Source organism: Leptothoe kymatousa TAU-MAC 1615 (genome assembly GCF_018739865.1).
Classification (GTDB): Bacteria; Cyanobacteriota; Cyanobacteriia; order Phormidesmidales; family Phormidesmidaceae; genus Leptothoe; species Leptothoe kymatousa.
The window spans coordinates 22,413-46,412 of record NZ_JADOER010000012.1; the positions used below are offsets into that span (position 1 = coordinate 22,413).

Annotated in this window: 27 protein-coding genes and 2 pseudogenes; 16 read left to right on the top strand and 13 right to left on the bottom strand. The window is 51.0% G+C overall.

The window, feature by feature from the left end; genetic code table 11:
- Positions 1–46: 46 nt before the first annotated feature.
- The 3 genes from IXB28_RS13370 to IXB28_RS13380 all read right to left on the bottom strand — a co-directional run bounded on the left by IXB28_RS13370 (position 47) and on the right by IXB28_RS13380 (position 2,992).
- Positions 47–1,609, bottom strand: a complete 1,563-nt coding sequence (locus tag IXB28_RS13370; protein WP_246559783.1) for an IS5 family transposase — start codon at positions 1,607–1,609, stop codon at positions 47–49.
- A 116-nt stretch (positions 1,610–1,725) separates the two neighbouring features.
- A complete protein-coding gene (locus IXB28_RS13375) occupies positions 1,726–1,920 on the bottom strand; it encodes a hypothetical protein (protein WP_215619108.1) in 195 nt (64 codons plus the stop codon).
- A 637-nt stretch (positions 1,921–2,557) separates the two neighbouring features.
- Positions 2,558–2,992 carry a MarR family winged helix-turn-helix transcriptional regulator gene (locus IXB28_RS13380; protein WP_215619109.1) on the bottom strand — a complete coding sequence of 145 codons (435 nt, stop codon included), beginning with the start codon at positions 2,990–2,992 and terminating at the stop codon, positions 2,558–2,560.
- Between the two features lie 121 nt (positions 2,993–3,113).
- Here IXB28_RS13380 and IXB28_RS13385 point away from each other — a divergent pair, with 121 nt between their 5' ends.
- From IXB28_RS13385 to puuE, 4 genes are all read left to right on the top strand, one after another.
- On the top strand, positions 3,114–3,827 hold the full coding sequence (locus IXB28_RS13385; protein WP_215619110.1) for a siderophore-interacting protein: 714 nt from the start codon (positions 3,114–3,116) through the stop codon (positions 3,825–3,827).
- Positions 3,828–3,886: 59 nt separating this feature from the next.
- Positions 3,887–4,558 (top strand): O-methyltransferase, encoded by a 672-nt coding sequence (locus IXB28_RS13390; protein WP_215619111.1) that lies wholly within the window; start codon positions 3,887–3,889, stop codon positions 4,556–4,558.
- Positions 4,559–4,734: 176 nt separating this feature from the next.
- Complete coding sequence (locus IXB28_RS13395; protein ID WP_215619112.1) at positions 4,735–6,471, top strand: protein adenylyltransferase SelO; 1,737 nt, start codon at positions 4,735–4,737, stop codon at positions 6,469–6,471.
- Between the two features lie 398 nt (positions 6,472–6,869).
- Positions 6,870–7,790, top strand: coding sequence for an allantoinase PuuE (gene puuE, locus IXB28_RS13400; protein ID WP_215619113.1), 921 nt, complete (start codon positions 6,870–6,872; stop codon positions 7,788–7,790).
- Between the two features lie 50 nt (positions 7,791–7,840).
- On the opposite strand, the gene IXB28_RS13405 is transcribed toward puuE, so the two are convergent.
- The 8 genes and pseudogenes from IXB28_RS13405 to IXB28_RS13435 all read right to left on the bottom strand — a co-directional run bounded on the left by IXB28_RS13405 (position 7,841) and on the right by IXB28_RS13435 (position 12,695).
- Entirely contained in the window at positions 7,841–8,749 is a 909-nt protein-coding gene (locus tag IXB28_RS13405) for a M23 family metallopeptidase (protein ID WP_215619114.1), read from the bottom strand.
- Between the two features lie 308 nt (positions 8,750–9,057).
- Positions 9,058–9,159 (bottom strand): annotated as a pseudogene (locus tag IXB28_RS17095) (ribulose bisphosphate carboxylase small subunit); the annotation flags it as partial.
- Between the two features lie 65 nt (positions 9,160–9,224).
- Complete coding sequence (locus IXB28_RS13410; protein WP_215619115.1) at positions 9,225–9,980, bottom strand: aspartate/glutamate racemase family protein; 756 nt, start codon at positions 9,978–9,980, stop codon at positions 9,225–9,227.
- Positions 9,981–10,016: 36 nt separating this feature from the next.
- On the bottom strand, positions 10,017–10,226 hold the full coding sequence (locus IXB28_RS13415) for a helix-turn-helix domain-containing protein (protein WP_215619116.1): 210 nt from the start codon (positions 10,224–10,226) through the stop codon (positions 10,017–10,019).
- 508 nt (positions 10,227–10,734) lie between these two features.
- Positions 10,735–11,139 (bottom strand): annotated as a pseudogene (gene vapC / locus IXB28_RS17100) (type II toxin-antitoxin system tRNA(fMet)-specific endonuclease VapC).
- 30 nt (positions 11,140–11,169) lie between these two features.
- A complete protein-coding gene (locus IXB28_RS13425; protein ID WP_246559785.1) occupies positions 11,170–11,388 on the bottom strand; it encodes a hypothetical protein in 219 nt (72 codons plus the stop codon).
- Positions 11,389–11,532: 144 nt separating this feature from the next.
- Positions 11,533–12,174 carry a Uma2 family endonuclease gene (locus tag IXB28_RS13430; RefSeq protein WP_215619117.1) on the bottom strand — a complete coding sequence of 214 codons (642 nt, stop codon included), beginning with the start codon at positions 12,172–12,174 and terminating at the stop codon, positions 11,533–11,535.
- A gap of 131 nt (positions 12,175–12,305) precedes the next feature.
- Positions 12,306–12,695: a Fur family transcriptional regulator gene (locus IXB28_RS13435; protein ID WP_215619118.1), complete on the bottom strand. Its 390-nt coding sequence runs from the start codon at positions 12,693–12,695 to the stop codon at positions 12,306–12,308.
- A 90-nt stretch (positions 12,696–12,785) separates the two neighbouring features.
- On the opposite strand from IXB28_RS13435, the gene hemB reads away from it, so the two are divergent.
- The 6 genes from hemB to folE all read left to right on the top strand — a co-directional run bounded on the left by hemB (position 12,786) and on the right by folE (position 18,906).
- Positions 12,786–13,859 carry a porphobilinogen synthase gene (gene hemB, locus IXB28_RS13440; protein WP_215619119.1) on the top strand — a complete coding sequence of 358 codons (1,074 nt, stop codon included), beginning with the start codon at positions 12,786–12,788 and terminating at the stop codon, positions 13,857–13,859.
- A 48-nt stretch (positions 13,860–13,907) separates the two neighbouring features.
- A complete protein-coding gene (locus IXB28_RS13445; RefSeq protein WP_215619120.1) occupies positions 13,908–15,041 on the top strand; it encodes a metal ABC transporter solute-binding protein, Zn/Mn family in 1,134 nt (377 codons plus the stop codon).
- A gap of 59 nt (positions 15,042–15,100) precedes the next feature.
- Entirely contained in the window at positions 15,101–15,865 is a 765-nt protein-coding gene (locus IXB28_RS13450) for a metal ABC transporter ATP-binding protein (protein WP_215619121.1), read from the top strand.
- A gap of 95 nt (positions 15,866–15,960) precedes the next feature.
- A complete protein-coding gene (locus IXB28_RS13455; protein WP_215619122.1) occupies positions 15,961–16,800 on the top strand; it encodes a metal ABC transporter permease in 840 nt (279 codons plus the stop codon).
- Positions 16,801–17,016: 216 nt separating this feature from the next.
- Positions 17,017–18,087 carry a CobW family GTP-binding protein gene (locus IXB28_RS13460; RefSeq protein WP_215619123.1) on the top strand — a complete coding sequence of 357 codons (1,071 nt, stop codon included), beginning with the start codon at positions 17,017–17,019 and terminating at the stop codon, positions 18,085–18,087.
- 180 nt (positions 18,088–18,267) lie between these two features.
- On the top strand, positions 18,268–18,906 hold the full coding sequence (folE, locus tag IXB28_RS13465) for a GTP cyclohydrolase I FolE (protein ID WP_215619323.1): 639 nt from the start codon (positions 18,268–18,270) through the stop codon (positions 18,904–18,906).
- 159 nt (positions 18,907–19,065) lie between these two features.
- On the opposite strand, the gene IXB28_RS16845 is transcribed toward folE, so the two are convergent.
- Positions 19,066–19,194 carry a hypothetical protein gene (locus IXB28_RS16845; RefSeq protein WP_274609698.1) on the bottom strand — a complete coding sequence of 43 codons (129 nt, stop codon included), beginning with the start codon at positions 19,192–19,194 and terminating at the stop codon, positions 19,066–19,068.
- A 129-nt stretch (positions 19,195–19,323) separates the two neighbouring features.
- Here IXB28_RS16845 and IXB28_RS13470 point away from each other — a divergent pair, with 129 nt between their 5' ends.
- Positions 19,324–19,656, top strand: coding sequence for a gamma-glutamylcyclotransferase family protein (locus tag IXB28_RS13470; RefSeq protein WP_215619124.1), 333 nt, complete (start codon positions 19,324–19,326; stop codon positions 19,654–19,656).
- Between the two features lie 346 nt (positions 19,657–20,002).
- Here the strand turns inward: IXB28_RS13470 and IXB28_RS13475 are convergent, their stop codons facing one another.
- Complete coding sequence (locus IXB28_RS13475; RefSeq protein ID WP_215619125.1) at positions 20,003–20,884, bottom strand: helix-turn-helix domain-containing protein; 882 nt, start codon at positions 20,882–20,884, stop codon at positions 20,003–20,005.
- Positions 20,885–21,054: 170 nt separating this feature from the next.
- On the opposite strand from IXB28_RS13475, the gene IXB28_RS13480 reads away from it, so the two are divergent.
- The 5 genes from IXB28_RS13480 to IXB28_RS13500 all read left to right on the top strand — a co-directional run bounded on the left by IXB28_RS13480 (position 21,055) and on the right by IXB28_RS13500 (position 23,999).
- On the top strand, positions 21,055–21,684 hold the full coding sequence (locus tag IXB28_RS13480; RefSeq protein ID WP_215619126.1) for an NAD(P)-dependent oxidoreductase: 630 nt from the start codon (positions 21,055–21,057) through the stop codon (positions 21,682–21,684).
- A gap of 85 nt (positions 21,685–21,769) precedes the next feature.
- A complete protein-coding gene (locus IXB28_RS13485; protein WP_215619127.1) occupies positions 21,770–22,276 on the top strand; it encodes an anthrone oxygenase family protein in 507 nt (168 codons plus the stop codon).
- Between the two features lie 82 nt (positions 22,277–22,358).
- The gene (locus IXB28_RS13490) at positions 22,359–22,763 is read left to right on the top strand and encodes a DUF4345 domain-containing protein (RefSeq protein ID WP_215619128.1); all 405 of its coding nucleotides are present in this window, start codon (positions 22,359–22,361) and stop codon (positions 22,761–22,763) included.
- Between the two features lie 148 nt (positions 22,764–22,911).
- Entirely contained in the window at positions 22,912–23,460 is a 549-nt protein-coding gene (locus IXB28_RS13495; protein ID WP_215619129.1) for a PDDEXK family nuclease, read from the top strand.
- Positions 23,461–23,549: 89 nt separating this feature from the next.
- Complete coding sequence (locus IXB28_RS13500; RefSeq protein ID WP_215619130.1) at positions 23,550–23,999, top strand: cupin domain-containing protein; 450 nt, start codon at positions 23,550–23,552, stop codon at positions 23,997–23,999.
- Position 24,000: the final 1 nt, after the last annotated feature.

Genomic DNA, 24,000 nt, shown 5'->3' on the forward strand with positions numbered 1-24,000 from the left:
ACAGCTAATTGGGGTTTGCTGAAAAACTCAATAGAAATCTTAGGGATTATCCCACAGCCCAGATATCGTCAATAGGCCCTCTCCCATGGTCGAGAATTGTCAGTCCGTCCTTGCTTAAGGTGTCTGTCAAGGTGCTCACATCTGCCTGAAAGCCTCGTAGTAAGCGTATCAACACCCGCAAAAACACGACGATAAAACGGCGTAGCCGTTTCTCCAAGTTCATCACCAAGCAGGTGATGGCAATCATGGTTTCGGCAGTTTGGGCAAGTTTGGCCATCACCCGTCCCAGCCCAAATCGTCGTTTACCTTGACCAAACTTACCTTCGACGGCGACCCGGACACTCTCATCGTCTCGGGCTTGTTGTCGGAGGAGCGCTTGTTGAGTCTCATCAAGGGATGGTCGAGCTAAGGGCGGGCCACTCAGACGAATACCCTGCTGTTTACACCACTTCAAGTTATCCCGTGTTCGATAAATCTGGTCGGCATGGACTGAGGCCGGATAGTGTCCGGTTCGCGTTCGAAACCGTTCTATCTGTGTAATCAAGTGTTGGGATTCATTGAAGTTATCCCAACTGAGATGGTCGATAAACACGTAGCCTGCCACACAACTAATGTCAAATTTGGCCCCAAATTCGACGGGTGTGCCAGCTTTACCCCGCACAATCGGGCGCACATGGGGCTGTGAAATACTCACAATACGGTCATCAATCCGTCGCTGATTGTGGTCGCACATGTGCTGTTGTTGCCGATAGACGTCATGAATCACCAACAGCGTCTTGTACTCCCGTGGATTCAGCGCCGCAAGTGTGGCTCCTGACTCGATTAACCGGTCAATGTGACCCAGATTTCGACGCACATAGTTGAGCTGCTGTCGCAGACCCTTGCGGATCAATTTGCGAGGCTTTTTGCGCTGTTTTACAATCCTGAGAAAGTCTCTGCGGGCGGTTTTTCGATAGGTTCGGGGCTTCTTTGGAAGGCATCCCGCCACCTGTTGATATAACTCATCAATGAGCCGTTCACTCTGTTCCCTGGCATCGTTGAGCAAATCAAGGTCGGTCGGATAGCGAATATCGGCAGGTGCGCAACTGGCATCCACAATCAATTGCCCCTGATGGTCATTCGATGGCGGTGGGTCGGGTGGGTCTGAGTCATCATCGCTCTCGGTCGCACTCTCCTCAGGTGGGGACGAGACTTGTGGGGATGGGGGCATGCCTGCTTGAACCACTGACTCATTAACCGCTGACACCAGGTCGAAACTAATGCGTTTGCGAAAATGCACCAGCATTGACGCATCAAATGGCGGCGTGTCACTGTACTCATGAAGCCCGAGGAAATATTGTAGATATGGGTTCTCTCGTATCTGGTCAATCGTCTCTCGGTCGCTGATTCCCAATTTCTCTTTGATAATCAACGCGCCCAAAGCCATCCGAAATCCTTTCGCCGGCGCTCCCATATCCTCGCTAAACTGGCTTGCGTAGTTCGATTCAAACTCCTCCCATGGGATCACCTCGGCCAGTTTGACCCAACGGTTCTCCTGCGATAATTTACCCCCAAATGGCAGATAAAAATCTTGGAACGATAGCTGGCCGGGTGAAGATTGTCGGTACATTTCCCTGGGTAGGTGCAAGGGTTTTGAGCATTTTAGCTACTTTTCTGTGCACTTAAGCACATCTCAATAGATTGAAACCCTTGCTGACTATGAAGGCTGGACTTCAACAGCAAACCCTAAATAGTTGTGCGGTTTGGTGTTTCCGAAATCTCAACTTGCTGAATTACTGCCAAGGGGTCTAAAACCTCAAATCTGTTAGCAACAAAAACTGCCATTTCTTCTGTTGTTCCTAATGGGCAATCAGGCCAATCATTTACCAGTTTCGGTAACGTCCTTAACCACTGAATTAGGTTGTTTTCAGTTTCTACCATGTCGCACCCATATATATCAGCGGTTGACTTGGGCGATTCGCAACAGATCGTAAACGTAAAATCATGGGGGTGAGGTGTTGCCCATATCGGTGGATTGTGATGCTCAAATTGGGCAACGGTTGTCACTCTATACCGAAACACTATCTGACGTTGATCAGTTTGTGGACCTGTAAGAATAACCTTGCGGTAGGGAGGGGTGTGAGTATATCTAGACTCAACAGGATAATGCGATCTTGCTCCTTCTACTCGGCCTTCAGGACTATTTGACAGTTGCATGATTTTTTAAACAGGTGTTCTCTGTAGACATCTAATTCTGTCCTATCGCAGACAAGAATTTTGATCTCGTTTACTTTAATAAAATAGAGCGTCCAGTCACCTGAAGGTAGTGATAAGTAGATCTTAGGTTAAGACGCCTAGCGCTCCAGCGATAACCCTCCGTGGACTCAAAGTCGCATGGCTAATTGGGTCAAATCCTTCTAAAGGGGGTAAAGAATCGCTGAAAGCCTATATTAGGGCATCAAAGCCAACATTGTCGCTTGAGCAGACAGCCCTCAATTAGCGTTGGGTTTTGAACCCAATGTGGGTTTTAGCTAAGCCAAGATTTTCTGGTTTAAACCGAATTAGGATATGACCACGACTATTCATCCCCCGATAACAGATTGCTACGAAGCTGCTCTGCTAAAGCAATAAAGACCTTCTGATTCTCCATCTCAACTCCATGGGTCATACGACACAAAACTCGATTTTCGACAGCATTCATGGATTTCAAAGCAGCGTCGCCTTTGTCAGACAACAGCAATAGTTGACTGCGTTTATCAGCCGGATTCGGTTTTCTCTCAATCATTTCTTGGGCCACCAGTTCTTGAACAACCCTGTTCACCTGTGCTTTGTCCCTATGGATGGTTTGGGCGATGCGCTGCGCCGTACACTCCTCCATGGCAGCGATCATTTTTAGTATTTTCATATGCGTCGGGGCAATCCTCAAACCCTCCGCCTCTAATTCGGCGGCCAGGCGCGATTTAAATGAATGCATCAGCCGAAACATCGATTCAATCAGGTGTGGTGCAGTCAATTTCGCGAGCCTCCAATTAATTAGTTGACACTATCATCTAGTTTGACTATAGTTAATTTATCGAATAGATGACACTGTCAACTATATTCCGTTTGACCCACGTAAACAAGGACTCATTTTTATGAAACCCAAATTAAGACTGACGCAGGTTCACGAAGTCCAGGATTTAGGCCCCCATATGCGACGTATCGTCCTCGGGGGTGACGACCTAACGGATTTTCCAGTTGGCCAGGAGAGTGCCCACGTTAAAGTGATCGTTCCACCGCCCGGTGAGACCAAGCCCAAACTATCGTTTAGCTTTGGTGCCAAAAAGTGGATTCGCTCTTATACAGTGCGCGCATTTAATGCAGAGCAACATCGGCTAACCATCGATTTTTCAGTCAATAACCACAGCGGTGTAGTGGCCGATTGGGCCGTACAAGCAAGACCAGGTGACTATCTTGGCATCGGTGGCCCTGGCCCGATAAAACACACGGATTTTGCAGCGGATTGGCATTTGATCGTGGGTGATTTCTCGGCTCTACCCGCCCTGGCTGCGACGGTCGAAAAGCTGCCGAAGAGTTCTAAAGGCTATGTATTGGCCCAAGTGCCCACCGTCCAAGACCAACAACAGATAGAGGTTCCACCTCATATGCATTTTCAGTGGGTTGTGAACCCGGATGTATTACGCAATGAACTGCTGCAGCACGTTCAGCAAATCGATTGGATGGATGGGCAGCCTGCCATATTTATTGCCGGTGAGGCATCGCAGACTAAAGCAATCCACGGTTATGTAAAAACACAACCCGGCTATCAAAAAGAGAAGACCTATGCCTCTGGCTATTGGCAGGCATGATGCTGACAAATACTTTGCCTGCCCTGCATTCGTACACACCGTATTAAAGGAAAATGACCATGCACAAACTTACAGACGCGACCGTATTGAACACGCTAGATGTCCTTTACAAGGATGCGTCTTCAGATAAGCGTAAACTGCTCGCTGCCTTTCCTAAACTATTGTTTGGCAACCTGCAGCCCAGCGATGCGCGGAAAGCGTATTTGCCAATTAATCGTGACCAGGGTGAGTTTATCTATGACCTGTTGATTACAGAAGGCGCAAAACACATTGTTGAATTTGGGACATCCTTCGGTATCTCTACGTTGTTTCTAGGGGCTGCGGCTCGTCAAACCGGCGGACATGTGGTGACCAGTGAACTTTTACCCGAGAAATGTGCGATCGCACAGAAAAACTTTGACCGCGCCGGCATCGCAGACTTAGTCGATCTGCGCGCAGGAGATGCCATGGAGACGCTGGCCAGTGTCGATGACGGTATCGATTTTCTACTGCTCGACGGATGGAATAATCTCTACCTACCGTTGCTACAAATGGTGGAGCATAAACTCAACCCAGGTGCGTATATCTACACCGATAATGCATCGTTCCCAGGGACAGAACCCTTGCTATCCTATTTGCGAGAAAATCCGACTAAATTCGACTCTGACTATATAAAAACGGGCAAGGGAGGCATCGAATTAACCAAGTATTTGGGGGCCTGCGATCGCTACCAGCATAAGCCAACCGTTTGAAACACCGTTAAGCAGGCTGCCTAACATGAGCGGACGATAGATCCATTGCGCTGTCGTGAAACGAAGGACTGACTATAGTGAATACAGTGAGTCTACCTAATGCCCCATGTAGGGATATGAGGCTGACTGATGTCCCCTAACCATGAATTTTCCCGGCAATACGGGTGCTAGCAACCATGTCATATCCATCTACACCCTCTGTTGAGGCCTCAACAGAGACCTGCATAACCACCTTTGAGCAGTTTGTGCAATTGGCGGACTATTCCCTGATGGATAGCTTAAATGCCGATCCGGATGCCACGGTTGATGGGGATGATCACCGTGCCCGCGAGGTTTTTTCGGGGCATTTCGTACCGGTGGCACCCACACCGCTTCCAGCACCAGAATACGTAGCCCACAGCAGCACGTTCTTTAAGGAACTGGGGTTGAGCGATCAGCTGGCGTTCGATGAAAAATTTCGCCAGGTCTTTTCGGGTGATCTCTCCGCTGTCCATGGGCCGATGCAACCGGTGGGCTGGGCGACGGGGTATGCCCTGTCGATTTATGGCACCGAATATACCCACAATTGTCCCTTCGGTACGGGGAATGGCTATGGCGATGGTCGGGCGATATCTGTATTTGAAGGCATTATCAACGGCCAGCGCTGGGAAATGCAATTAAAAGGCGGTGGCCCAACGCCCTATTGCCGGGGTGCCGACGGGCGGGCCGTTCTCCGTTCTAGTGTGCGGGAGTTTCTAGCCCAAGACTATATGCACGCCTTAGGGGTGCCCACATCGCGCTCTTTAACCCTGTATGTGTCTAAATCTGAGACCGTTACCCGGCCTTGGTATTCCCAAGACTCCTGCTCCCTTGACCCCGATGTTTTGGTGGATAATCCTGTGGCCATTTCCACTCGCGTTGCCCCCTCCTTTTTGCGCGTGGGTCAGCTAGAGCTATTTGCCCGCCGCGTTGGCGCAGCCTCTCCAAAGGAGAATCGCAACAATGCTCACCCCAAAGCATCCGAGGAGTTGCGCCTGATCGTGTCCCACTTAATTGAACGAGAATACAAAAGCGACATTAATCCCAACCTTGGTTTTGCCGATCAATTGGTTGAGTTAGCGAAGCTATTTCGCCAGCGTCTAATTTCCCTGGTGACCCATTGGCTACGGGTGGGCTACTGCCAGGGCAATTTTAACAGTGACAACTGCGCCGCCGGTGGCTTTACCCTCGACTATGGCCCCTTTGGGTTTTGTGAAATTTTTGACCCTTGGTTTCAACCCTGGACTGGCGGCGGCCAACACTTTGCCTTTATCAATCAGCCAGTCGCAGCAGACGCGAACTATTATATGTTTTGGAAAGCGGTGAGACCTCTCCTGGCAGACGATACTGACGCTTTAGAACAGTTCGACCAAATAGGCCGTGGCTTTGCAGACGCCATGCAACAACAAGTTCAAACCATGTGGGCGTCCAAACTGGGCTTGGCTGAATTTAACCCAGAACTATTTAAGCAATTAATGCAGTTAGTCACCCACTCAGATGTGGATTACACCATTTTCTTCCGCGAGTTATCCCACATACCCGACGATGTCTCAGCCTTGAAAAAGAGCTTCTATGGTAAAACATCGCAACAGTTCGAGGACCAATGGCAAACTTGGCTAAAAAGCTGGCGCGGCCTACTTGATGATGGCAATTTGGCTGAGATATCCACAAAGATGAAACAGACTAACCCCAAATACGCCTGGAGGGAGTGGTTGATTGTCCCGGCCTATGAACAAGCCATGCAGGGTGACTATACGTTGGTTAAAGAGTTGCAAGCGGTACTAAGCGCTCCCTATGATGAGCAATCACAAGACGTAGAAGATAAATACTATCGTCTAAGACCGAGCGCGTTTTCTGATGTGGGTGGGGTGTCGCACTATAGTTGTTCATCTTGATGATGCGCGGGCTGCGGACCGGCCCATGGTTGTCGACAATTCTACGCAGGATGCCGTAGCCCAGAATGCTCTTTTCAAGACTCACTCTGGTTTTTAAATTACGAATTCTAGCTAACGCCCGTTTGCCCTAGGGCAATGCTCAACAATCACACATAGTCGTCAGGCTAAGGTGATATGCAAGTTAAAAACTGTATGATGTGTGCCTGTCCTCAATCAACAGGTTCCCTGGGGTGAACAACTCTAGGTCAAGGTGTTGCTCAATGGAAGTATGAATTTAATGCACGCTGCGTGTGGAAATATTGCAACACATAACGTTCCAATACGGTTCATGCCTTCATTCAATAACGATCTAAAACTTGGAAAGAGACTATTTACTGTCAGATCTGCCAGCTAACTCCATGACTATCTCCCCTTACCCCCGCGATCTCATTGGCTATGGCCAAACGCCACCCGACCCCCAGTGGCCTAACAATGCTCAACTAGCGCTTCAGTTTGTCATTAATTACGAGGAAGGGGGCGAAAACTGCATTTTGCATGGCGATCCCGCCTCGGAAGCGTTTTTGTCTGAGTCGGTGGGTACTCCACCCTTGCCGGGGGTACGCAACCTCAATATGGAATCGATGTACGAGTATGGCAGCAGGGCTGGTTTTTGGCGGCTGCATCGACTATTTACGTCGCGATCGCTACCCCTTACCGTCTATGCCGTAGCCATGGCCCTTGAACGCAACCCCGATGCGGGTAAAGCCATGGTGGAGGCGGGTTGGGAGGTTGCCAGCCATGGTTATCGCTGGATTGATTATCAATATGTTGGTGAAGACATCGAGCGAGAACATATTCGTAAGGCCATCGAGATCCAGACCCAGGTGACGGGGAGTCGGCCTTTAGGGTTTTACCAGGGTCGCTTAAGCCCCAATACCCGGCGTTTAGTGGTGGAAGAAGGTGGCTTTCTGTACGATGCCGATAGCTATGCCGATGATTTACCCTACTGGATGCATGACTATGGCAAGCCCCATTTAGTTATCCCCTATACCCTGGATACCAATGACATGCGCTTTGCCACCTACCAGGGGTTTAATTCGGGGGATCAGTTTTTTGCCTACCTGCGTGATGCCTTTGATGTGCTGTATCGCGAAGGTGAGAAAACGCCAAAAATGTTGAGTATTGGCTTGCACTGTCGTTTGGTGGGCCGCCCGGGTAGAACGGCTGCATTGGCTCGGTTTTTGGATTATGTTCAACAATATGAGCGGGTTTGGATTTGTCGCCGCGTCGATATTGCTCGGCATTGGCATCAGCATCACTTTCCCAATGCGGCTCAATAATTGTTAGTTGATGGGCCGCATTGTCTTTTTTGTTGGGAAATAACAACAGACTATTCCACACCTTCAAACCGCCAGGGCACCGGATCAACCGCCACCCCATGCACATAAAGGCCCCAGTGCAGGTGCGGTCCGGTGGATGCCCCCGTTGACCCCACACCACCAATCACCTGTCCCGCATTAACAACGTCTCCTTCCGCCACGTCGATGCGGCTGAGGTGAATCATAATGCTCAACACACCCTGGCCATGGTCAATCCCGATGGTATTGCCATGGATTTCAAAGCCGTCAGCCACTCGCCCCACCAGCCGGATGGTGCCCGCCGCAGGAGAGACAACCGGTGCCCCGGTGGCGGCGGCGTAGTCCACCCCTCGGTGGTAATAGTCTTCAGCAAACACGCCATTGTAATATCGGCGGACACCAAACACAGTACTGACGTAGCCCTGGCTAGGACGGACCAGTGGCCCTTGCCAGCGGCGCTCTGGTGTGACGATGCGCTTAAATTCGGCGACGCGGTCAAATTCGTGATCGGTGCCCAGGTCGCTGCTGCCCTCGGGGAGCCAAATGCGCTGGGTGCTAAAGGAACGCCCCCCAAGGTTTACCGCCAAGCTGCGGGATGAGCCTGCGGCAGAGACATTCAAGGTTAGGCGTCCGGGGGAGTCCAGCGGACTGGTGGGTACCAACGCCCGGTAGCGATTGCCAGAGACTGGAAAGCTGGGATAGTCGGTGCCATTGACCGACACCACCGGCGGCGTGCCAGTCGCTGCTGCGCCGGAGATCATCACCGAGATGGTATCCCCCAGCCTGGGGTTGGTTGGCGAGAGGGTGACATCATAGGCATGGGCGGCAGGGCTCCAAAGGCTGCCACTGGCGACTGTGCCGAGCATTGCCCCCGTCATTGCAAGAAAAGCGCGGCGCTGTAGACGGGAGGAAACGATCGGACTAATTTTGGGCTGCTTCATAGCTTGTTGTGCGTGGGATGGGTAACAATATCGCATAATCGGCGACAGAGTAAACCTGATAAGGTGCCAGTTTCTGCTAAGGACGGTAATCCCCTCCTGGGCTACCGTGTATACATAAGTCGGAGAGAATAGCTAAACCTCTTCATTCTCAACGGTTTCAGCCTTTTCTGACAAGGGTTTCCCTTGCGTTGGCGTTGGCCTGTCCTTTGGACTTAGGGGAACCGTCAGGGAGGTGTGTGGATAACCTGCGCTAACGACCGAACACACCTCCGTTGGTTCCCCTTGCCCTAGGCTTTAGCCCATGTCCTAGCCCCCGATGGCACATACTTACCGGCGGGAATCTCCACATCCTGGATCAGGGCGTGCATCATCACAATGCATCCGTGGCCCACCTGGGCATTAAACAATGATTGACTGGGGTGGGCCTTGGAAGCTATCCTGCGCTCTATCTAGCTGCTGCGACTTGCCCCTAACACTAGTGAAGGAAATTCTCAGCCTGATAATGGGCTGGATAGCCTTTGATGTTCTTCCGCTCCGGTGCCCGATAGGTCAATTGTTTGCTAGTGTGCGTTCCCAAACTAACCAAGGATTCTGCCATTTTGACGGCGGCGGCAACCGCATCAATCACGGGCACCCCTAAACGGTCTGCCAGTTGTTGTTCTAAGCCACTCATGCCAGCGCAACCCAAACAAATTGCCTCAGCACCATCGGTTTGAATCGCTAACTGGCTAGCTTCAAGCAACACGTCTAGGGTGTTTGCTCGGTCTTGTTCTGTGTCTAGCACCGATAGTTTTGTTGTTCGCACAGATGCACAACGGTCTGTGAGACCGGTTTTAACAATTGTTTTTTCTACCATATCCCGCACGCGGTGGAGAGTGGTAACAACGCTCCACTTGGCCGCTACCATATTGGCCACATACAGGCTAGCTTCAGCAATGCCGATCACGGGTTTAGTCGTAATCTCACGGGCTGCTTCAATGCCTGGATCTCCCCAACAGGCCAAAATAAAGGCGTCAGAGTCATTGTCTAGAATAATCTGTTCTAAAATGCCGGGGATTGCTAAATATTCATCGTAAAAGCTCTCAATGGATTCAGGGCCGCTTTCGGGCTGCACCGTGACAATTTCGGTACTTGGAAATTTAATGCTTTGGGCCGAGGCATTGATATTGGCCGTCATGGGCTGGCAGGTGTTGCCGTTGATGATTTTGATCCGACAGGTGGATAGAGACATAACGGAGTTGGGCAAAACGTCTGATGGTGATCTCGTTTAGCTTATCTTTAACTTTGCAACCATTGCTGTCCGGGCAGAAACGTCGAGTTTCTGAAACATTCGCTTTAGCACTTGTGTCACAGCATCACGACTGATGTGTAACTGCAAAGCGATTTCTCTATTAGTCAAGCCTTGTGAAACTAATTCAACAACGTCAACTAAAGATTGAACTGATAGATGATGCACCGGGATCTGCTGCTCTATCATTCGTTAGCTTACGGAATCTGCAGTTTGACTAATTTTTGGGTAACGATCTCGAAACTAAGGGGAATGCACATAAATAAAATCCCCATCATAGAATATGTCGTAGGACCTCCTCCCCTTACGAAGGGGAGGTGCCGTAGGCGGAGGGGTCTGGACCGATAGCGCTAACTGTCGAGAACCCCCTGTAAGTCCCCCTTCGTAAGGGGGACAGCACACCTCGAACATGTCTCAAAGAGGTAGATTATTTTCATGCAGACGCCTAATCGGGCAATCTCGGTAGATCTGAATCAAATAGTCAAAAAAACTGGACCGCATCAGCCAGGATGAGCAAAAAAATCTGCTGGCTACCTTAGCTGAAATGTTTTCCGAATAGTTTGCCTAACCAGGGATAAAGATTGTTGAAGACATCTTTCAGTCTTTTTAGTCAGACTATTTCAGTTATTTACTACGTAATCAATATTCAGCACAATCAGCAATTATTGCAATAGCCACCCTGGTGACAACTCTCGCATTACTCGGCCTCCCAATGCTCAAGCTGCAATCCTTCAACCCTTTCAAACTCTCGCGTATTGTGAGTTACTAAAGTCAGATTGTTCGACAAAGCGATCGCAGTAATTTGAAAATCATAAGACCCTATCGGAGTCCCGGTAATGGCTAGCTTTGTCCGACTCTGGCCTTACAACAAAGCCGATTCATCATCAAACGGCAACGAAACAAACCGTCATAAAAATGCTTGCTGGCGTTCTAATGTCCGCTTTGGGTTGTTACTCCGACAAGCACCATAAAATAACTCAGCCTTAACTACAGAGCAGACAGCCATTTCCTCGGTAGGCGTCGCTAACAAACGGTCTCGCACCGACGCAGAACGACCGTTCAGATACACCACACAAACATTCGTATCCAGCAGATAGCGCATCCCTACTCAAACGCTCCCGCCAAATCTTCATCAAGCGCCTCTGAAATCCCCCCCATTATCAACGTTGATAGGATCATCCGTGCAGATGCCATAGAGATCTTCTAAAGGCAAACCAACCGTGGTAGCCGTTGGGACGGGCTGATAGATCACCATGACTTCAATGTCTAGATCCTGAAGGCCAACCGGAATTTCAAGATGCAAAATGCCATCCTGACCCACCCGCTGACGTACCTTAATGCTTTCCATCATGGTTACTCCCTCCTAATCAACATCCTCGCCCAATGCCCCACGACTGAGTTCAAGCGGTCTCTAACTCAGTTATAGTCCCTCGGACCACAAGTTAGTTGATTGAGTATCCAACATCTGGGGCCTGCATCCAAAGGCCAATAGTCTCTAATCTTTTTGCCATAAAGTCTGGGCCGTTACCGCAAGCTCAGGTACGACGGTAGACCTAATATTATTATCCCCACGAAACTGTTGCGGCATCCCAAACTCCCCTGTCTCGGCGTCCATAGTATAAATCGACAACGTAGATTGCTTCGGATGACCGATATACCGCATCCCCCCTAACGCCGCATAGTCAACAATCCAATACTCTTTAACACCAATAGATTCATACTCAGCCAGCTTAGTCAAATAATCATCTCGCCAGTTTGTTGACACCACCTCAATCACCAATGGTGGAGCAATATAAGCTATCGCAGAGCTAGACAGCCCCTTCATCCGTTCCCATTCAGCCTTGGCAAAAACAACAATATCGCCACGTCTGGCAGTATCTCGCCCATTCCGAGACCCAATAGAGATTAACTTGGAACGCTTCGGCACAAAGGGCAAATTTTTCTCTACATAATGCAGCCTGAGCAGATCACAAAGATTATCTGCCACATCCTCATGATTGGCAGTGGGATCGCTCATCGGCATCGGCTCACCCTCAATTAATTCATATAGATGATCATCACCGCTATCCCACACAAGAAAATCTTGCAATGACAATGGTGATGATTGCGAGGATATTAAATCAACTGCTTGGGTCATACTGCATCACCACATGCTGTCCATGTTCTTACCGGCTTGCCACTTAGAGCCCTTAGGATAAGTTTCCTATTTTAGACGCTGGGCATGATTGTGAGCTTACCCCTTATTTCTATCCCGCTAAATCCCGCCCCTCACCCACCTTGTACTGAGCAAGGCTCACAAAGGCCAAAAAATTCCAGGGTGTGATAGTAGATCGTAAATGAACTGGAATGTTTTAGTGACAACTCCAAACCCTTCAAAGGGCATGTATTCAGCGGAAACGACTGCCCACAATCCAAGCAAGTCATATAGTGCCGGTCCTGCTCGACGGCATTGTAAAGCGTCTCCCCCGTCAGCGTGACCCGATGCTGCACCTGGCCCATGCGCTTGAGCGCATCCAGGGCTCGATATACCGTTGCTAAACCAATCCTCTGCTGTTGCTTGATCAACGTATACAGTGCCTGGGCCGAGATCGGCTCACGCTGTTGCTGCAGCACCTGGAGTACCGCCGTTTGAGCCCGCGTACAGTGAACCTGAGTCATGATTTTTAAGGATTATGATCGCTTCAATTTCGAAAAACTGATGTAAGATACCTAGAAATGATAATCATTATCATGACGGGTTTCCATCCTATGTCATCCACATTTATGTCACCCACGTCAGCGCCCCCGAAGGCCGACACAGATACGGTTGAACCGATAGTAGAAGCTGTACCCGCTGACAATAATCCCGGCCAAGTACATCGTCCCCGGCGTCTGCGCCGTGCCGGGACATTGCGCCGGATGGTGCAAGAAACGGTGCTAACTGCGGCGGATTTGATTTATCCAATGTTTGTTATGGAAGGTGAAGGACAGCGGGAGGCGGTACCGTCGATGCCCAACTGTTTTCGCTATTCCCTGGATCTGCTGCTAGAAGAAGCAAAAGCAGTGTGGGAGCTAGGCATTGGAGCCATTGCCCTGTTTCCCCTAGTTCCCGAGCATTTAAAGGATAATGCGGGCACCGAAAGCTATAACTCGGATGGGTTAATTCCTCGGGCAGTGCGTGCCCTGAAGCAAGCGCTGCCGGATCTGTTAGTGATTACCGATGTGGCCCTTGACCCCTACAGCAGCGAGGGCCATGACGGCATTGTGCAAGATGGGCAAATTCTTAACGATGAAACCGTTGCCGTTCTGGCTAAGCAGGCCCTGGTGCAGGCTGAGGCTGGGGCTGATTTTGTGGCTCCATCTGACATGATGGACGGTCGCGTGCGGGAAATTCGTAAGGCACTGGATGCAGAGGGCTGGATTAATGTGGGCATTCTGGCCTATTCCGCTAAGTATGCATCGGCCTACTACGGTCCATTTCGTGATGCCCTGGATTCTGCCCCCAAGTTTGGTGACAAAAAGACCTATCAGATGGATGCGGCCAATGCCAGAGAAGCCATAAAAGAGGTGGAGCTGGATATTCAAGAAGGGGCGGACATTGTCATGGTGAAACCGGCCCTGGCCTATATGGATATCATCTGCCGCATTAAACAGCACACAAATCTGCCCGTTGCGGCTTACAACGTCAGCGGTGAATACGCCATGGTCAAGGCCGCCGCGCAGCAGGGCTGGATTGATGAAAAGGCCGTCATGCTAGAAACCTTAACCAGTATGAAGCGGGCGGGTGCCGACTTGATTTTGACCTATTTTGCCAAAGATGCGGCCCTGGCGTTACGTCCATAGCAAGGCCGCGCCTAAAGAATGAATGTCTTTGTTGAAGAGAGAATCGTGATGTCTAAACTGAGTTTTCAACGGCAGGTACAACAGTTATCAATCATGGCGCTGGGGGCCATCGTCACCCTGGGCGGCTGTACTACGGCTCCTACCACTAGCGAAGCGGAGCCTTCCGCCGCCACCGACCCATTACAGGTGGTGACGACGTTTTTGCCCATCACCCAGTTCACCAACGCAGTGGCGGGCGATCGCGCTGAAGTCGTACAGCTTTTACCCGCCAATACGGGGCCCCATGACTTTCAATCGAAACCTAGCGATGTTCAGGCGGTGGCCAATGCGGATGTGTTGGTGAAAAACGGCCTGGAGATAGAGTTCTTTTTAGATGATCTGATTGAAAATGCGGCCAATTCAGATTTGGTGACCATCGATTCCAGTGAGGACATCGTTGCCCTGGCCAGCGGCGAAGCAGATCACGAGGACCACGGCGAAGAGGGCCATGATGACCATGGTGAAGAGGGCCATGATGACCATGGCGAAGAGGGTCACGACGACCACGGCGAAGACGATCATGACGACCATGCTGAAGCCAAAGGCCATGATGACCACGGCGAAGTCGATCATGACGACCATGGTGAGGAAAAGGCCCATGACGGCCATGCCCATGGTGAATTTGATCCCCACATTTGGCTAGATCCTAAGCGCGTCATCGAGCAGGTGGAAAATATTCGTGATGGCTTAATTGCGGCTGATCCTGAAGGCGAGGCGGAATACACCGCCAATGCGGAGGCCTTTATGACTGAACTGCAGACGTTAGATGTGGATATTACTGAGACATTGGCTCCCTTTAGCGGTCAGACGTTTGTGGTATTCCATGACTTTGCCACCTACTTTGCCAGTAGCTATGGGTTGGATGCCGAAGTTTTGGTGGGTCTACCCGAAGAGAACCCCTCCCCCGACGATGTGAAGCGGGTGATCGATACGGTGCAGGCGGAAGGTCTGAAAACCATTATGACCGAACCCCAGGTGGGGGAGACGTCCTTTAAGGCGATCGCACAGGATCTGTCCATTGGTGTCAGCGAGTTTAACCCGTTGGAAGTGGGGGCCTCAGATGCGACGGAGCCCGACTACTATCTAGACACCATGCGGCAAAATGCCGAGAACCTGGCCGCTAGCCTGGGGGTATCGAACTAGGTCTGGTGTTGGTATACCCTTAGTTCGGAGCATAATTCTATGGGGCCAGGAGAAAACAGTTGAGCGATCCAGTCTTAGTGGTCAATGGGGTAACGGTTTATCGAGAGGCCTATGCCGCGGTGCAGAATGTATCGTTTACGGTGCCTGCGGGCATGGATACGGCCATTGTCGGCCCTAATGGAGCTGGCAAGAGTACCCTGATCCAGGCCATTTTGGGTATCTTGCCCCGCCGGTCCGGAGATGTGTTTGTGCTGGGCCAGCCCCTATCCCCCAGCGGTAAACTCTCTCCAGCGGTCAGGCAACAGATTGCCTACCTGCCCCAAAATTTTCTGTTTGATCGCCGCATTCCCATTACCGTTCGCGAATTTGTTGGACTGGGCTGGGACCGACTGGGGCTCCAGCTGCCCTGGACCGGGGGCAAAGCCCGTCGCCAAGCGGTGCAGCAGGCGTTGACCCAGGTGGATGCCTGGCATTTACACCAACAGCCGGTCAGTGCCCTGTCGGGGGGAGAACTCAAGCGGATACTGTTGGCCTATTGTTTGGTGCGGCCCCGTCGTTTGTTAGTTTTGGATGAGGCCCCCGCTGGTTTGGATGTGCGCAGCGAGTCGGAGTTTTATCGGTTGCTGCACCAGCTGAAAAAAGACCAGGGCTGGGCGATTTTGCAAGTTTCCCACGATCTGGATATGGTGCGTCGCAGCTGCGATCGCGTCCTCTGCATCAACCGAACTTTGCTGTGCCAGGGCACCCCAGATCATTCTCTCACCCCAGAGAATTTGTCCCTGGCCTATGGCCCCGAATTTGTCCGCTATCGCCATTCTTGTTAAATATCTTGCCAAACCCACTTTCCTGATCGATTGTTGGGGTTCATTCTTCAATCTAACCTATACCCCACTCACCACTTACCACTCACCACTCACCCATGGCCATCCAAGCTGAATTCACCCGTGTCATTGACCTGTTGCAGCTGCCCTTTATGCATCGGGCACTGATGGGCAGTGTGTTGACTGGATTTATGGGGGGCTTAATGGGTAGCTTCACCATTCTGCGACAGCTTTCTTTTTTCAGCGATGCCCTAGGAGAATCGGCCCTGCTGGGCATTGGGGTGGGGGTGTTGTTGGGCCTGGATCCATCCTGGGTGATCCTCCCCTTTGCGGTGCTGTTTGCCCTGGGGGTGGCCTATTTCCTAGAACGCACCCATCTGTGGACCGATGCCCTACTCAATATTGTGTGTTCATCCTCCCTGGCCATTGGTATTATTTTGCTGAGTTTTCGGGATGACTATAAGGGCGGCATTACCCATTTGTTGTTTGGCGATATCCTGGCTATGCGCACCACCGATTTAGTCTTTAGCGGCATGATGTTGGTGGCCTGCGTCATCTTTATTGGGCTGACGTTGCGATCGCAAATTCTTCTCACACTCCATGAATCCATGGCCATTGCCCGGGGCGTATCTGTCTCTACCCAGCGGACCGCATTTATTGTGTTGTTATCCCTAGTGGTAGGCATTTCCATCAAGGCCATCGGCGTCTTGCTGATTAGCGCCTTTGTGGTCATTCCCGCCTGTGCCGCCCGTCTCCTCAGCCGCACCTTTGTTCAATATATCCTGATCTCAGCGGGCCTAGGAGCACTCAGCGCCGTCATCGGCATGATAGTCTCCGCCGTTTTCGATTTACCCTCCGGCCCCAGCATTGTCACCGCCCAACTGGCTATTTTTCTGTTAGCCATGCTCGCTCCCAATAGACGCAAGTTAGCCTTGTAAATTCGTGGGTTTATGCAATTAGGTCTTTTCTCAAAAGGCTATACCGGTTGAAGGCCCCCCTAGCCCCCCAATGCTGGGGGGGACAAGACTCAAAGCCCCCAAAATTGGGGGTTTGGGGGCCTGGATAACTGGTAACTTCTTTGCCAGAAATATCCTTGTTTTCTGAATAATACCCAACCCACCCCAACCCACCCTGTTGCTTCCAGAGCTCAAACCATGACAACTTCCACAGCCCCCAATCCCACCAAAAGAGGAATGCCCGTCACCATCATCACCGGGTTCCTCGGCAGTGGCAAAACCACCCTCTTAAACCATATCCTCAGCAACAATAAAGACCTAAAAGTTGCCATTCTCGTCAATGAATTTGGCGACATTAACATCGACAGCCAGCTGTTAGTGACCATGGATGAAGACATGGTGGAACTGAGCAATGGTTGCATTTGCTGCACCATCAACGACGATCTGGTGGATGCCGTTTATCGAATTATGGAGCGGCAGGACCAAGTTGACTACATGGTAATTGAAACCACCGGGGTGGCCGACCCAGTGCCCATTATTCTCACATTTCTAGGCACAGAACTGCGAGATCTCACCCGACTGGATTCCATCATCGCCATGGTGGATGCCGAAACCTTCACCCCCGATCACTTTGAAAGTGAAGCCGCATTAAAACAAATTACCTATTCAGATGTTACAATTGTAAACAAAGTTGATCTAGCTCCAACGGATCAGGTGAAAGAGTTAGAAAAGTATTTGAGTAGTATTAAAGAGAGGGCAAGGATTTTGCATAGTCAGCAGGGTCAGGTACCCCTGCAGTTAATTTTAGATGTCGGGTATAACAACCCTGAAGACTATGCCGGATTAGAACACGATCACCATGGGCATGATCATCACGATCACCATGGTCACGACAATCATCACGACCACCATGATCACGACCATGGGCATCATGGCCACCACCATGGGCATCATGGTCACGACCACCACCACTCCGCCCACCTAGATAATGACGGGTTTGTCTCAATTGCATTTGAGAGCGATCGCCCCTTCCAGGTAGCAAAATTTGAACACTTTTTACAAAACAATCTTCCAAAGACTGTATTTCGAGGAAAAGGAATTCTCTGGTTTAAAGAAAGCGACCTGCGCAACATTTTTCAGCTCAGTGGTCCCCGATTTTCCATTGATGGAGAAGAATGGTCCACACCACCACGCAACCAACTTGTTTTGATCGGGCGACACCTCAATGGCGACGACATTCAGCAACAGCTGACGGCATGCCTGGCCTGATTCTTAAAATTCGTCAGGACAGTGTTTCCTGGCGAGCAGTTGTCTATGGGGCAATTGCAATTCCAGTCTTTCAGTCCTTGATTGAAGGGGGTTGAGCGGTTTGCGATGGTCCTCTGGACCGGCTGCGCCATCGCTCGACAGTTTGATAACTCTAGCCACAATTTACCCACTAACTTATTTATGACCTTTTCCATTTCCTCTGACGACGTTCGTAAACAGTTAATTAAAACTGAATCTAAGGCCCCTGTTTCAGACGAAGAGATGCAGCAAGCGGTCCGTACACTGCTATTAGGCCTAGGCGAAGACCCCGACCGTGAAGGGTTGATTGACACCCCCAAGCGGGTGGTCAAAGCCCTCAAATATTTAACCTCTGGCTATAACCAGTCCCTGGATGAATTGCTCAATGGAGCCGTTTTCCATGAAGATGCCAGCGAAATGGTACTGGTGCGAGATATTGACTTGTTTAGTTCCTGTGAGCACCACATCTTGCCGATTTTAGGCCGTGCCCATGTTGCCTACATTCCCAACGGCAAGGTGATTGGCCTCTCCAAAATTGCCCGTATTTGTGAAATGTATGCGCGGCGACTACAGGTGCAAGAACGGCTCACCCAGCAAATTGGCAACGCCCTCCAGGGACTGCTGCAGCCCCAGGGGGTGGCAGTGGTGGTGGAAGCATCCCACATGTGCATGGTCATGCGCGGTGTGCAAAAGCCCGGTTCTTGGACTGTTACCAGTTCCATGCAAGGGGTGTTTGCTGACGACGCCCGCACTCGCCAAGAGTTTATGGACCTGATCCGTCACAATCCGTCATTCCACTAAAGATGACCCTGCGCCGTCGACAAACATTAGCGCGCTAGGCTCAGCGGTTAAAACCTAATGTTGCCTATACCCATCAACTGCCGCAAAGGGCTAATAGTCTGCGGTGGCTGATGGGTTAACGCTCTCAATGCTTACCCAGTTAGGGAGCGATTACCAGTTTCACTGGGCCATGGTGATCGCAATGGCCCAGTGGGGATAGTGCAGGTGGTCATTAACGATATGGCAGGGGGCAGCTTTATGGCCGCAGCCAGGTCCATGTACATAGTCCGCATCATGGATAGAGCTCATAATATGAACGCATAAAGTCAAGGAACAATAGTTTCTTGTTCTGTCTGTTGATGCGCGATGCTTCAATCTCTTTCAACCCGGTTTAAAATGATCTGTTAAAGAAGAAGGTGTGGTAGCTCTATTTGTATTATGCAACGTTTATTTGTATACGGTACGTTAGGTCCAGGTCGGCCCAATGAGCACGTGCTGAGTGCCATTGGTGGCACCTGGGAAAAGGCAATGGTTCAGGGGTATTTACGGCCCCAGGGCTGGGGTGCGGCCATGGGCTATCCAGGGATTGTGTTAGATGAGACTGGGGATGAAATCTTGGGACATGTGTTTTGTTCTGAGCATTTGGCCGCTCACTGGGCTGAGCTGGATGAGTTTGAGGGGGAAGATTATCGGCGGGTGGTGGTGAATGTGAAAATGCAGAATGATGAGATGGTAGAAGCGTATGTTTATGTGCTGCGGGATAAGGGATAGAACGTAAATCGCTAGGGTGGGATCGGTATTGTTTTAGCTTCGGCTGCGCTCAGCTAGCGGGGGATTCAGGGTGGGATTGGTGTGGTTTTAGCTTCGGCTGCGCTCAGCTAGCGGGGGATTCAGGGTGGGCTCGGTTTGGTATTAGCTTCGGCTGCGCTTAGCTGGTGGGGGATTCAGGGTGGGCTCGGTTGGGTATTAGCTTCGGCTGCGCTCAGCTAGCGGGGGCGAGGGATCAGGAAATATTGGTGAGGTTTTAGTTTCGGCTGCGCTTAGCTGGTGGTGGATGTTGAACGATTACTGTATACGTGAGGGTTTCCATGGGTGAAACGTCTTTTTGTGCATTCACCTAACCCTTGTTCGTGCGAAATATTTTTGGGGTTATGCCTGTGGCTTTGCGGAACTGTTTGGTTAAATGGCTGTGGCTATTGAAGCCGCATTCTAGGGCGATATCTGCGATCAATCCATCTGTTGTTTGTAGGAGTTGTTTGGCTCGTTCTATGCGTTGTTGCAACAGATATTGATAGGGCGATAACCCCATGGATTGTTTGAATAGGTGGCTCAAGTGAAATTGGCTCATGTCCACCAGGGCAGCTAGGCTGGCTAGCTTAATCTCTTGGTCTAAATGGGCGTCGATGTAGTCCAAAATAATGATTAGCTGTCGCTGGGGCAGGCCCCCTGCATAGGTGGGCAATTGTCGTTGGGTGGTGGCAAACTGGCGCAATAGGTTGACGGCCAAAATGTTGGCTAGGGAGTCTGTGTATAGCTGGTTGCCTGTTGGGTTTTGTTGATATTCGGTGAGGATCAGGTTTGCGATCGCTTCTACCTGGCCATCCCGCTGCTGAAACGATGGCACTAGCTGTAGCCTTTCCCCATTGCCACCAAACGTTTCCCCTGCAATTCGTTTTAGAAACGCATCCGTTAGCTGAATTTGCAGGCAATTTTCTATCCCTTCCCAGCGGACAAATAGGGGCGTGTTGGCCGGTGTAATCAATAGCTCCCCTTTTTGGTATAGCCCCGTGTAGGTTTTGCCATCTTGCTTTTGTAAATAGTGCACCGGACGGGGGGCCAGGGACATAAAGAGGGTGTGCCCATCTGCGCAATGGTATGGCCCTTCCCCAGAGGCAGCATTGTGCAACTGCGTAATGCGCATGGTTGCTTTACTTTCATCAGTCCCAGGTTGGCAACTGGGGGGCAGGCTGTAGGCGGGCAGGGGGGCAGATTCGGACATAGGGCCAATCTCGGGCGCTACCATCGGCTTCATTTGCCATTGTAGACCGTGGTTTTCGTCTCGATCTGCAAACCCATCGCAAGATTGTGATAGTTCCCCAATAATGTGACAGCGCCATGGCAACTCGATTCCTAAGCTGAGGGTGTCATTGCATAGGAGCTACACAGCTTATGAAACTCGTAATTTTCGGCGCAACCGGCAGCGTTGGTCGCCAGGTGGTAGACCAAGCCCTAGACCAGGGCCATCGGGTGACCGCTTTTGCCCGCCACGTGGATAATTTGGATATGCAGCATCCCAGTTTGACCCTGGTCCAAGGAGATGTAATGGATCCGCAGGCCGTGGAACAGGCCATCGCCGGGCAGGAGGCCGTGGTCTGTGTGCTGGGTTCGGGTAAAAAGCTCACGGGCACTGTGCGCTCGGAAGGGACTCAGCAGATTATTCAAGCGATGGAAACGGTGGGCGTGCGCCGACTGATTTGCCAGTCCACCATGGGCACTGGCGATAGCTGGGGCAATCTGGACTTCTACTGGAAGTACATTATGTTTGGTCTGATTTTGCGCCATGTGTTTGCCGATCATCAGCGCCAGGAAAACTTGGTGCGGCAAAGCAACCTTGATTGGACCATTGTGCGCGCCGGAGCTTTTATTGATGGGCCACGCACCGGGCAGTATCGCCATGGTTTTCCCAGTACCGATCGGACGACCCAATTGAAAATTTCTCGGGCCGATGTGGCGGACTTTATTTTGAAGCAACTATCGGACCAGTCCTCGTTGTACCAGACTCCCAGCCTGTCTTACTAAACCTATCCCGCTTCCACGCACTCCGCTTTCTAGGCCCCAACCCCTGGGGGCTTTTCCCGTACTCCTACATTTTTTTAGAGGCATTATGGACCTGTTTCAAACGTTTCGGTTGCCGTTAGTTCTTTGTGCAGCGGTGGGTAGCGCCCTCAGCGCGGGCATTTTCTTTGCATTTTCTACCTTTGTGATGCAGGCCCTGGGGCAACAAACCCCCGCCTCTGGCATCGCGGCCATGCAGTCCATCAACATCACGGTTATTAATCCTTGGTTTATGGCGGCGTTTTTTGGTCCGGCGGTGGTGGGTGTGGTGTTAGCGATCGCAGCCCTGGGCCACTTCTACCAGCCCGGTGCCATCTACTGGCTCGTGGGGGCCATGGTCTATGTCATTGGCACCATTGGCGTTACCGTCGCTGGCAATATTCCCCTCAACGATGCCCTAGCGGTGGTCAATCCCAGCAGTGCCGAAGGGGCCAGACTGTGGGCCAGATACCTCAGCGATTGGACCTTTTGGAACCATGTGCGCACGGTAGCTGCGTTTATAGCGGCGGCTCTATTCACCCTCTCCCTCTATCAGCGGACGGGGCTACCCAATTGAACCTATGCTGCGGAGCATTTCGCACTGGCTTTGCCATGCTCCGTAGCCCACTTTCCACATGCTTATTTTCCAAGGTAAGACCATGAAATCATCTAAATTTTTGCAAGTAATTCTATGGGTGACCGGGGCAATTGCCGTTTTAGTGGGCTCGTCTATTTTGCGATCGCCCGCCGCCTTCTATGGCCTCAACCACATTGATCTTGGCAGCAATGTGAACTTGCTGAGCGAGGTGCGTGCTCCCGCCGGATTCCTGCTCACCTCCGGGGTGTTGATTGTCGCTGGCGCATTTATCTCCCAGCTCACCTTTACGTCCACCCTGCTTGCCACCTTGCTTTACCTGTCCTATGGGATCTCGCGATTATTCGGCATGATGGTTGATGGTGTACCTACCCAGTCTTTAGTGTGGGCAGATGGACTGGAAATGGGGTTAGGGTTACTGTGTTTGATATGTCTCTACATCCATCGCCCTCAGTCCTATGCCGGTTAAGGGGGCTAGCCCATACATCGTCCGTTTTATGGGCTAGGGTAGGACTAATCTGGCCCAGCCTACTATCTCCTGGTAGAAGGGATATTCTTTTCTTTTACATGGAGAAGCCAGATAGCAGCATTATTGTTGTCTACTGTTGCGGATGCCTATGTATTCTGCCCACCATCGTTTTACGGCTGCCAACGGAGAGGCTTGGCAAGCGTATATCCAGTGGTCAGGCAGAACCCAGGCCAGAGAAATTATCACAGTCGACGGTTTGCTGTGTGCTCCCGTGATTGATGCGCTCACTACTGCCGATTGGGACCACAATATCCATGCTGATAACAGGGTGTATTTCTTTACCGACTATGCCTATCTACGGGACCGAATCCAGTTTGATCCAGCCAAACACAACATTCTTGAGCTGACTCAAGAGCCAGAGCAGCATGTCTCACCTACACAACAGTTTGATTTTTGTGGCTATGACATTGTTGATGCCGATAACAGTATTAGTGTGTTGCTCAACTGTGGCTCGTTTCCAGACATATTCGCGCCAACTGAAACAAACCAGTTTGGCCTGTTGGATACGTTAGATCGGGCCCAAGCCATTGCCGCACAAATTCGACGGGCAAACCCCGGTGAGCCCCACTGTCAAAATTGTCGAGTTTGGGGGATTTCTCGCTATGTCCCCGTTGATGGATGCGTCGGGCCCCCATAGCTATGGAAAATCTTTAGTTCTAGCTGCCATCGTGCCCAGAACCCTTAGCCTAGGGTATGGCATACCCAGTATGATCAACCCCTAGACCCATGAAATACTCCGATCTGCTCAAGCATCCCGAAGGTGGTCGCTATCTTGAAGTGTATCGTTCTGCCAATCACGTAGTATCGGGTGATAAAACCAGGACGGCCTTGACCCATATCTATTTTTCCCTAGAGCCCCATGAAGTCAGTCGGTTTCACCGGGTATCTAATGATGAGGTGTGGAACCTCTACCAGGGGGAAGGGTTGTACTTGTACCAATGGGATGGCCAGTCTACGGGGATGGTATCCATTGAACTGTCGGTGAAGTCGATGAACTTTTGCCACGTGATTCCGGCTGGTTACTGGCAGGCGGCGGTACCCATTAAGGATCGGGTGTTGGTGGGGTGTTCTGTTGCCCCAGGGTTTGAGTTTGAAGATTTTGAGCTTATTGAGCCAGGCTCGGACACAGCCAACGCCATCCTCAAGCTTGACTCGGGCTTAGCGAAGCTCATTTAGG

Excerpts from the sequence above, each read along its gene's own strand:
- IXB28_RS13495 (WP_215619129.1), top strand. The coding sequence starts at position 22,912 with ATGTATTCTGCCCACCATCGTTTTACGGCTGCCAACGGAGAGGCTTGG.
- folE (WP_215619323.1), top strand. The coding sequence starts at position 18,268 with ATGACCTTTTCCATTTCCTCTGACGACGTTCGTAAACAGTTAATTAAA.
- IXB28_RS13375 (WP_215619108.1), bottom strand. The coding sequence starts at position 1,920 with ATGGTAGAAACTGAAAACAACCTAATTCAGTGGTTAAGGACGTTACCG.
- IXB28_RS13485 (WP_215619127.1), top strand. The coding sequence starts at position 21,770 with ATGGACCTGTTTCAAACGTTTCGGTTGCCGTTAGTTCTTTGTGCAGCG.
- IXB28_RS16845 (WP_274609698.1), bottom strand. The coding sequence starts at position 19,194 with ATGAGCTCTATCCATGATGCGGACTATGTACATGGACCTGGCTGCGGC.
- IXB28_RS13490 (WP_215619128.1), top strand. The coding sequence starts at position 22,359 with ATGAAATCATCTAAATTTTTGCAAGTAATTCTATGGGTGACCGGGGCA.
- IXB28_RS13455 (WP_215619122.1), top strand. The coding sequence starts at position 15,961 with ATGGCCATCCAAGCTGAATTCACCCGTGTCATTGACCTGTTGCAGCTG.
- IXB28_RS13385 (WP_215619110.1), top strand. The coding sequence starts at position 3,114 with ATGAAACCCAAATTAAGACTGACGCAGGTTCACGAAGTCCAGGATTTA.
- IXB28_RS13430 (WP_215619117.1), bottom strand. The coding sequence starts at position 12,174 with ATGACCCAAGCAGTTGATTTAATATCCTCGCAATCATCACCATTGTCA.
- IXB28_RS13445 (WP_215619120.1), top strand. The coding sequence starts at position 13,908 with ATGTCTAAACTGAGTTTTCAACGGCAGGTACAACAGTTATCAATCATG.
- IXB28_RS13470 (WP_215619124.1), top strand. The coding sequence starts at position 19,324 with ATGCAACGTTTATTTGTATACGGTACGTTAGGTCCAGGTCGGCCCAAT.
- IXB28_RS13425 (WP_246559785.1), bottom strand. The coding sequence starts at position 11,388 with ATGATGGAAAGCATTAAGGTACGTCAGCGGGTGGGTCAGGATGGCATT.
- IXB28_RS13500 (WP_215619130.1), top strand. The coding sequence starts at position 23,550 with ATGAAATACTCCGATCTGCTCAAGCATCCCGAAGGTGGTCGCTATCTT.
- IXB28_RS13435 (WP_215619118.1), bottom strand. The coding sequence starts at position 12,695 with ATGACTCAGGTTCACTGTACGCGGGCTCAAACGGCGGTACTCCAGGTG.
- IXB28_RS13460 (WP_215619123.1), top strand. The coding sequence starts at position 17,017 with ATGACAACTTCCACAGCCCCCAATCCCACCAAAAGAGGAATGCCCGTC.
- IXB28_RS13405 (WP_215619114.1), bottom strand. The coding sequence starts at position 8,749 with ATGAAGCAGCCCAAAATTAGTCCGATCGTTTCCTCCCGTCTACAGCGC.
- hemB (WP_215619119.1), top strand. The coding sequence starts at position 12,786 with ATGTCATCCACATTTATGTCACCCACGTCAGCGCCCCCGAAGGCCGAC.
- IXB28_RS13395 (WP_215619112.1), top strand. The coding sequence starts at position 4,735 with ATGTCATATCCATCTACACCCTCTGTTGAGGCCTCAACAGAGACCTGC.
- IXB28_RS13390 (WP_215619111.1), top strand. The coding sequence starts at position 3,887 with ATGCACAAACTTACAGACGCGACCGTATTGAACACGCTAGATGTCCTT.
- IXB28_RS13475 (WP_215619125.1), bottom strand. The coding sequence starts at position 20,884 with ATGTCCGAATCTGCCCCCCTGCCCGCCTACAGCCTGCCCCCCAGTTGC.
- IXB28_RS13410 (WP_215619115.1), bottom strand. The coding sequence starts at position 9,980 with ATGTCTCTATCCACCTGTCGGATCAAAATCATCAACGGCAACACCTGC.
- IXB28_RS13480 (WP_215619126.1), top strand. The coding sequence starts at position 21,055 with ATGAAACTCGTAATTTTCGGCGCAACCGGCAGCGTTGGTCGCCAGGTG.
- IXB28_RS13415 (WP_215619116.1), bottom strand. The coding sequence starts at position 10,226 with ATGATAGAGCAGCAGATCCCGGTGCATCATCTATCAGTTCAATCTTTA.
- IXB28_RS13370 (WP_246559783.1), bottom strand. The coding sequence starts at position 1,609 with ATGTACCGACAATCTTCACCCGGCCAGCTATCGTTCCAAGATTTTTAT.
- puuE (WP_215619113.1), top strand. The coding sequence starts at position 6,870 with ATGACTATCTCCCCTTACCCCCGCGATCTCATTGGCTATGGCCAAACG.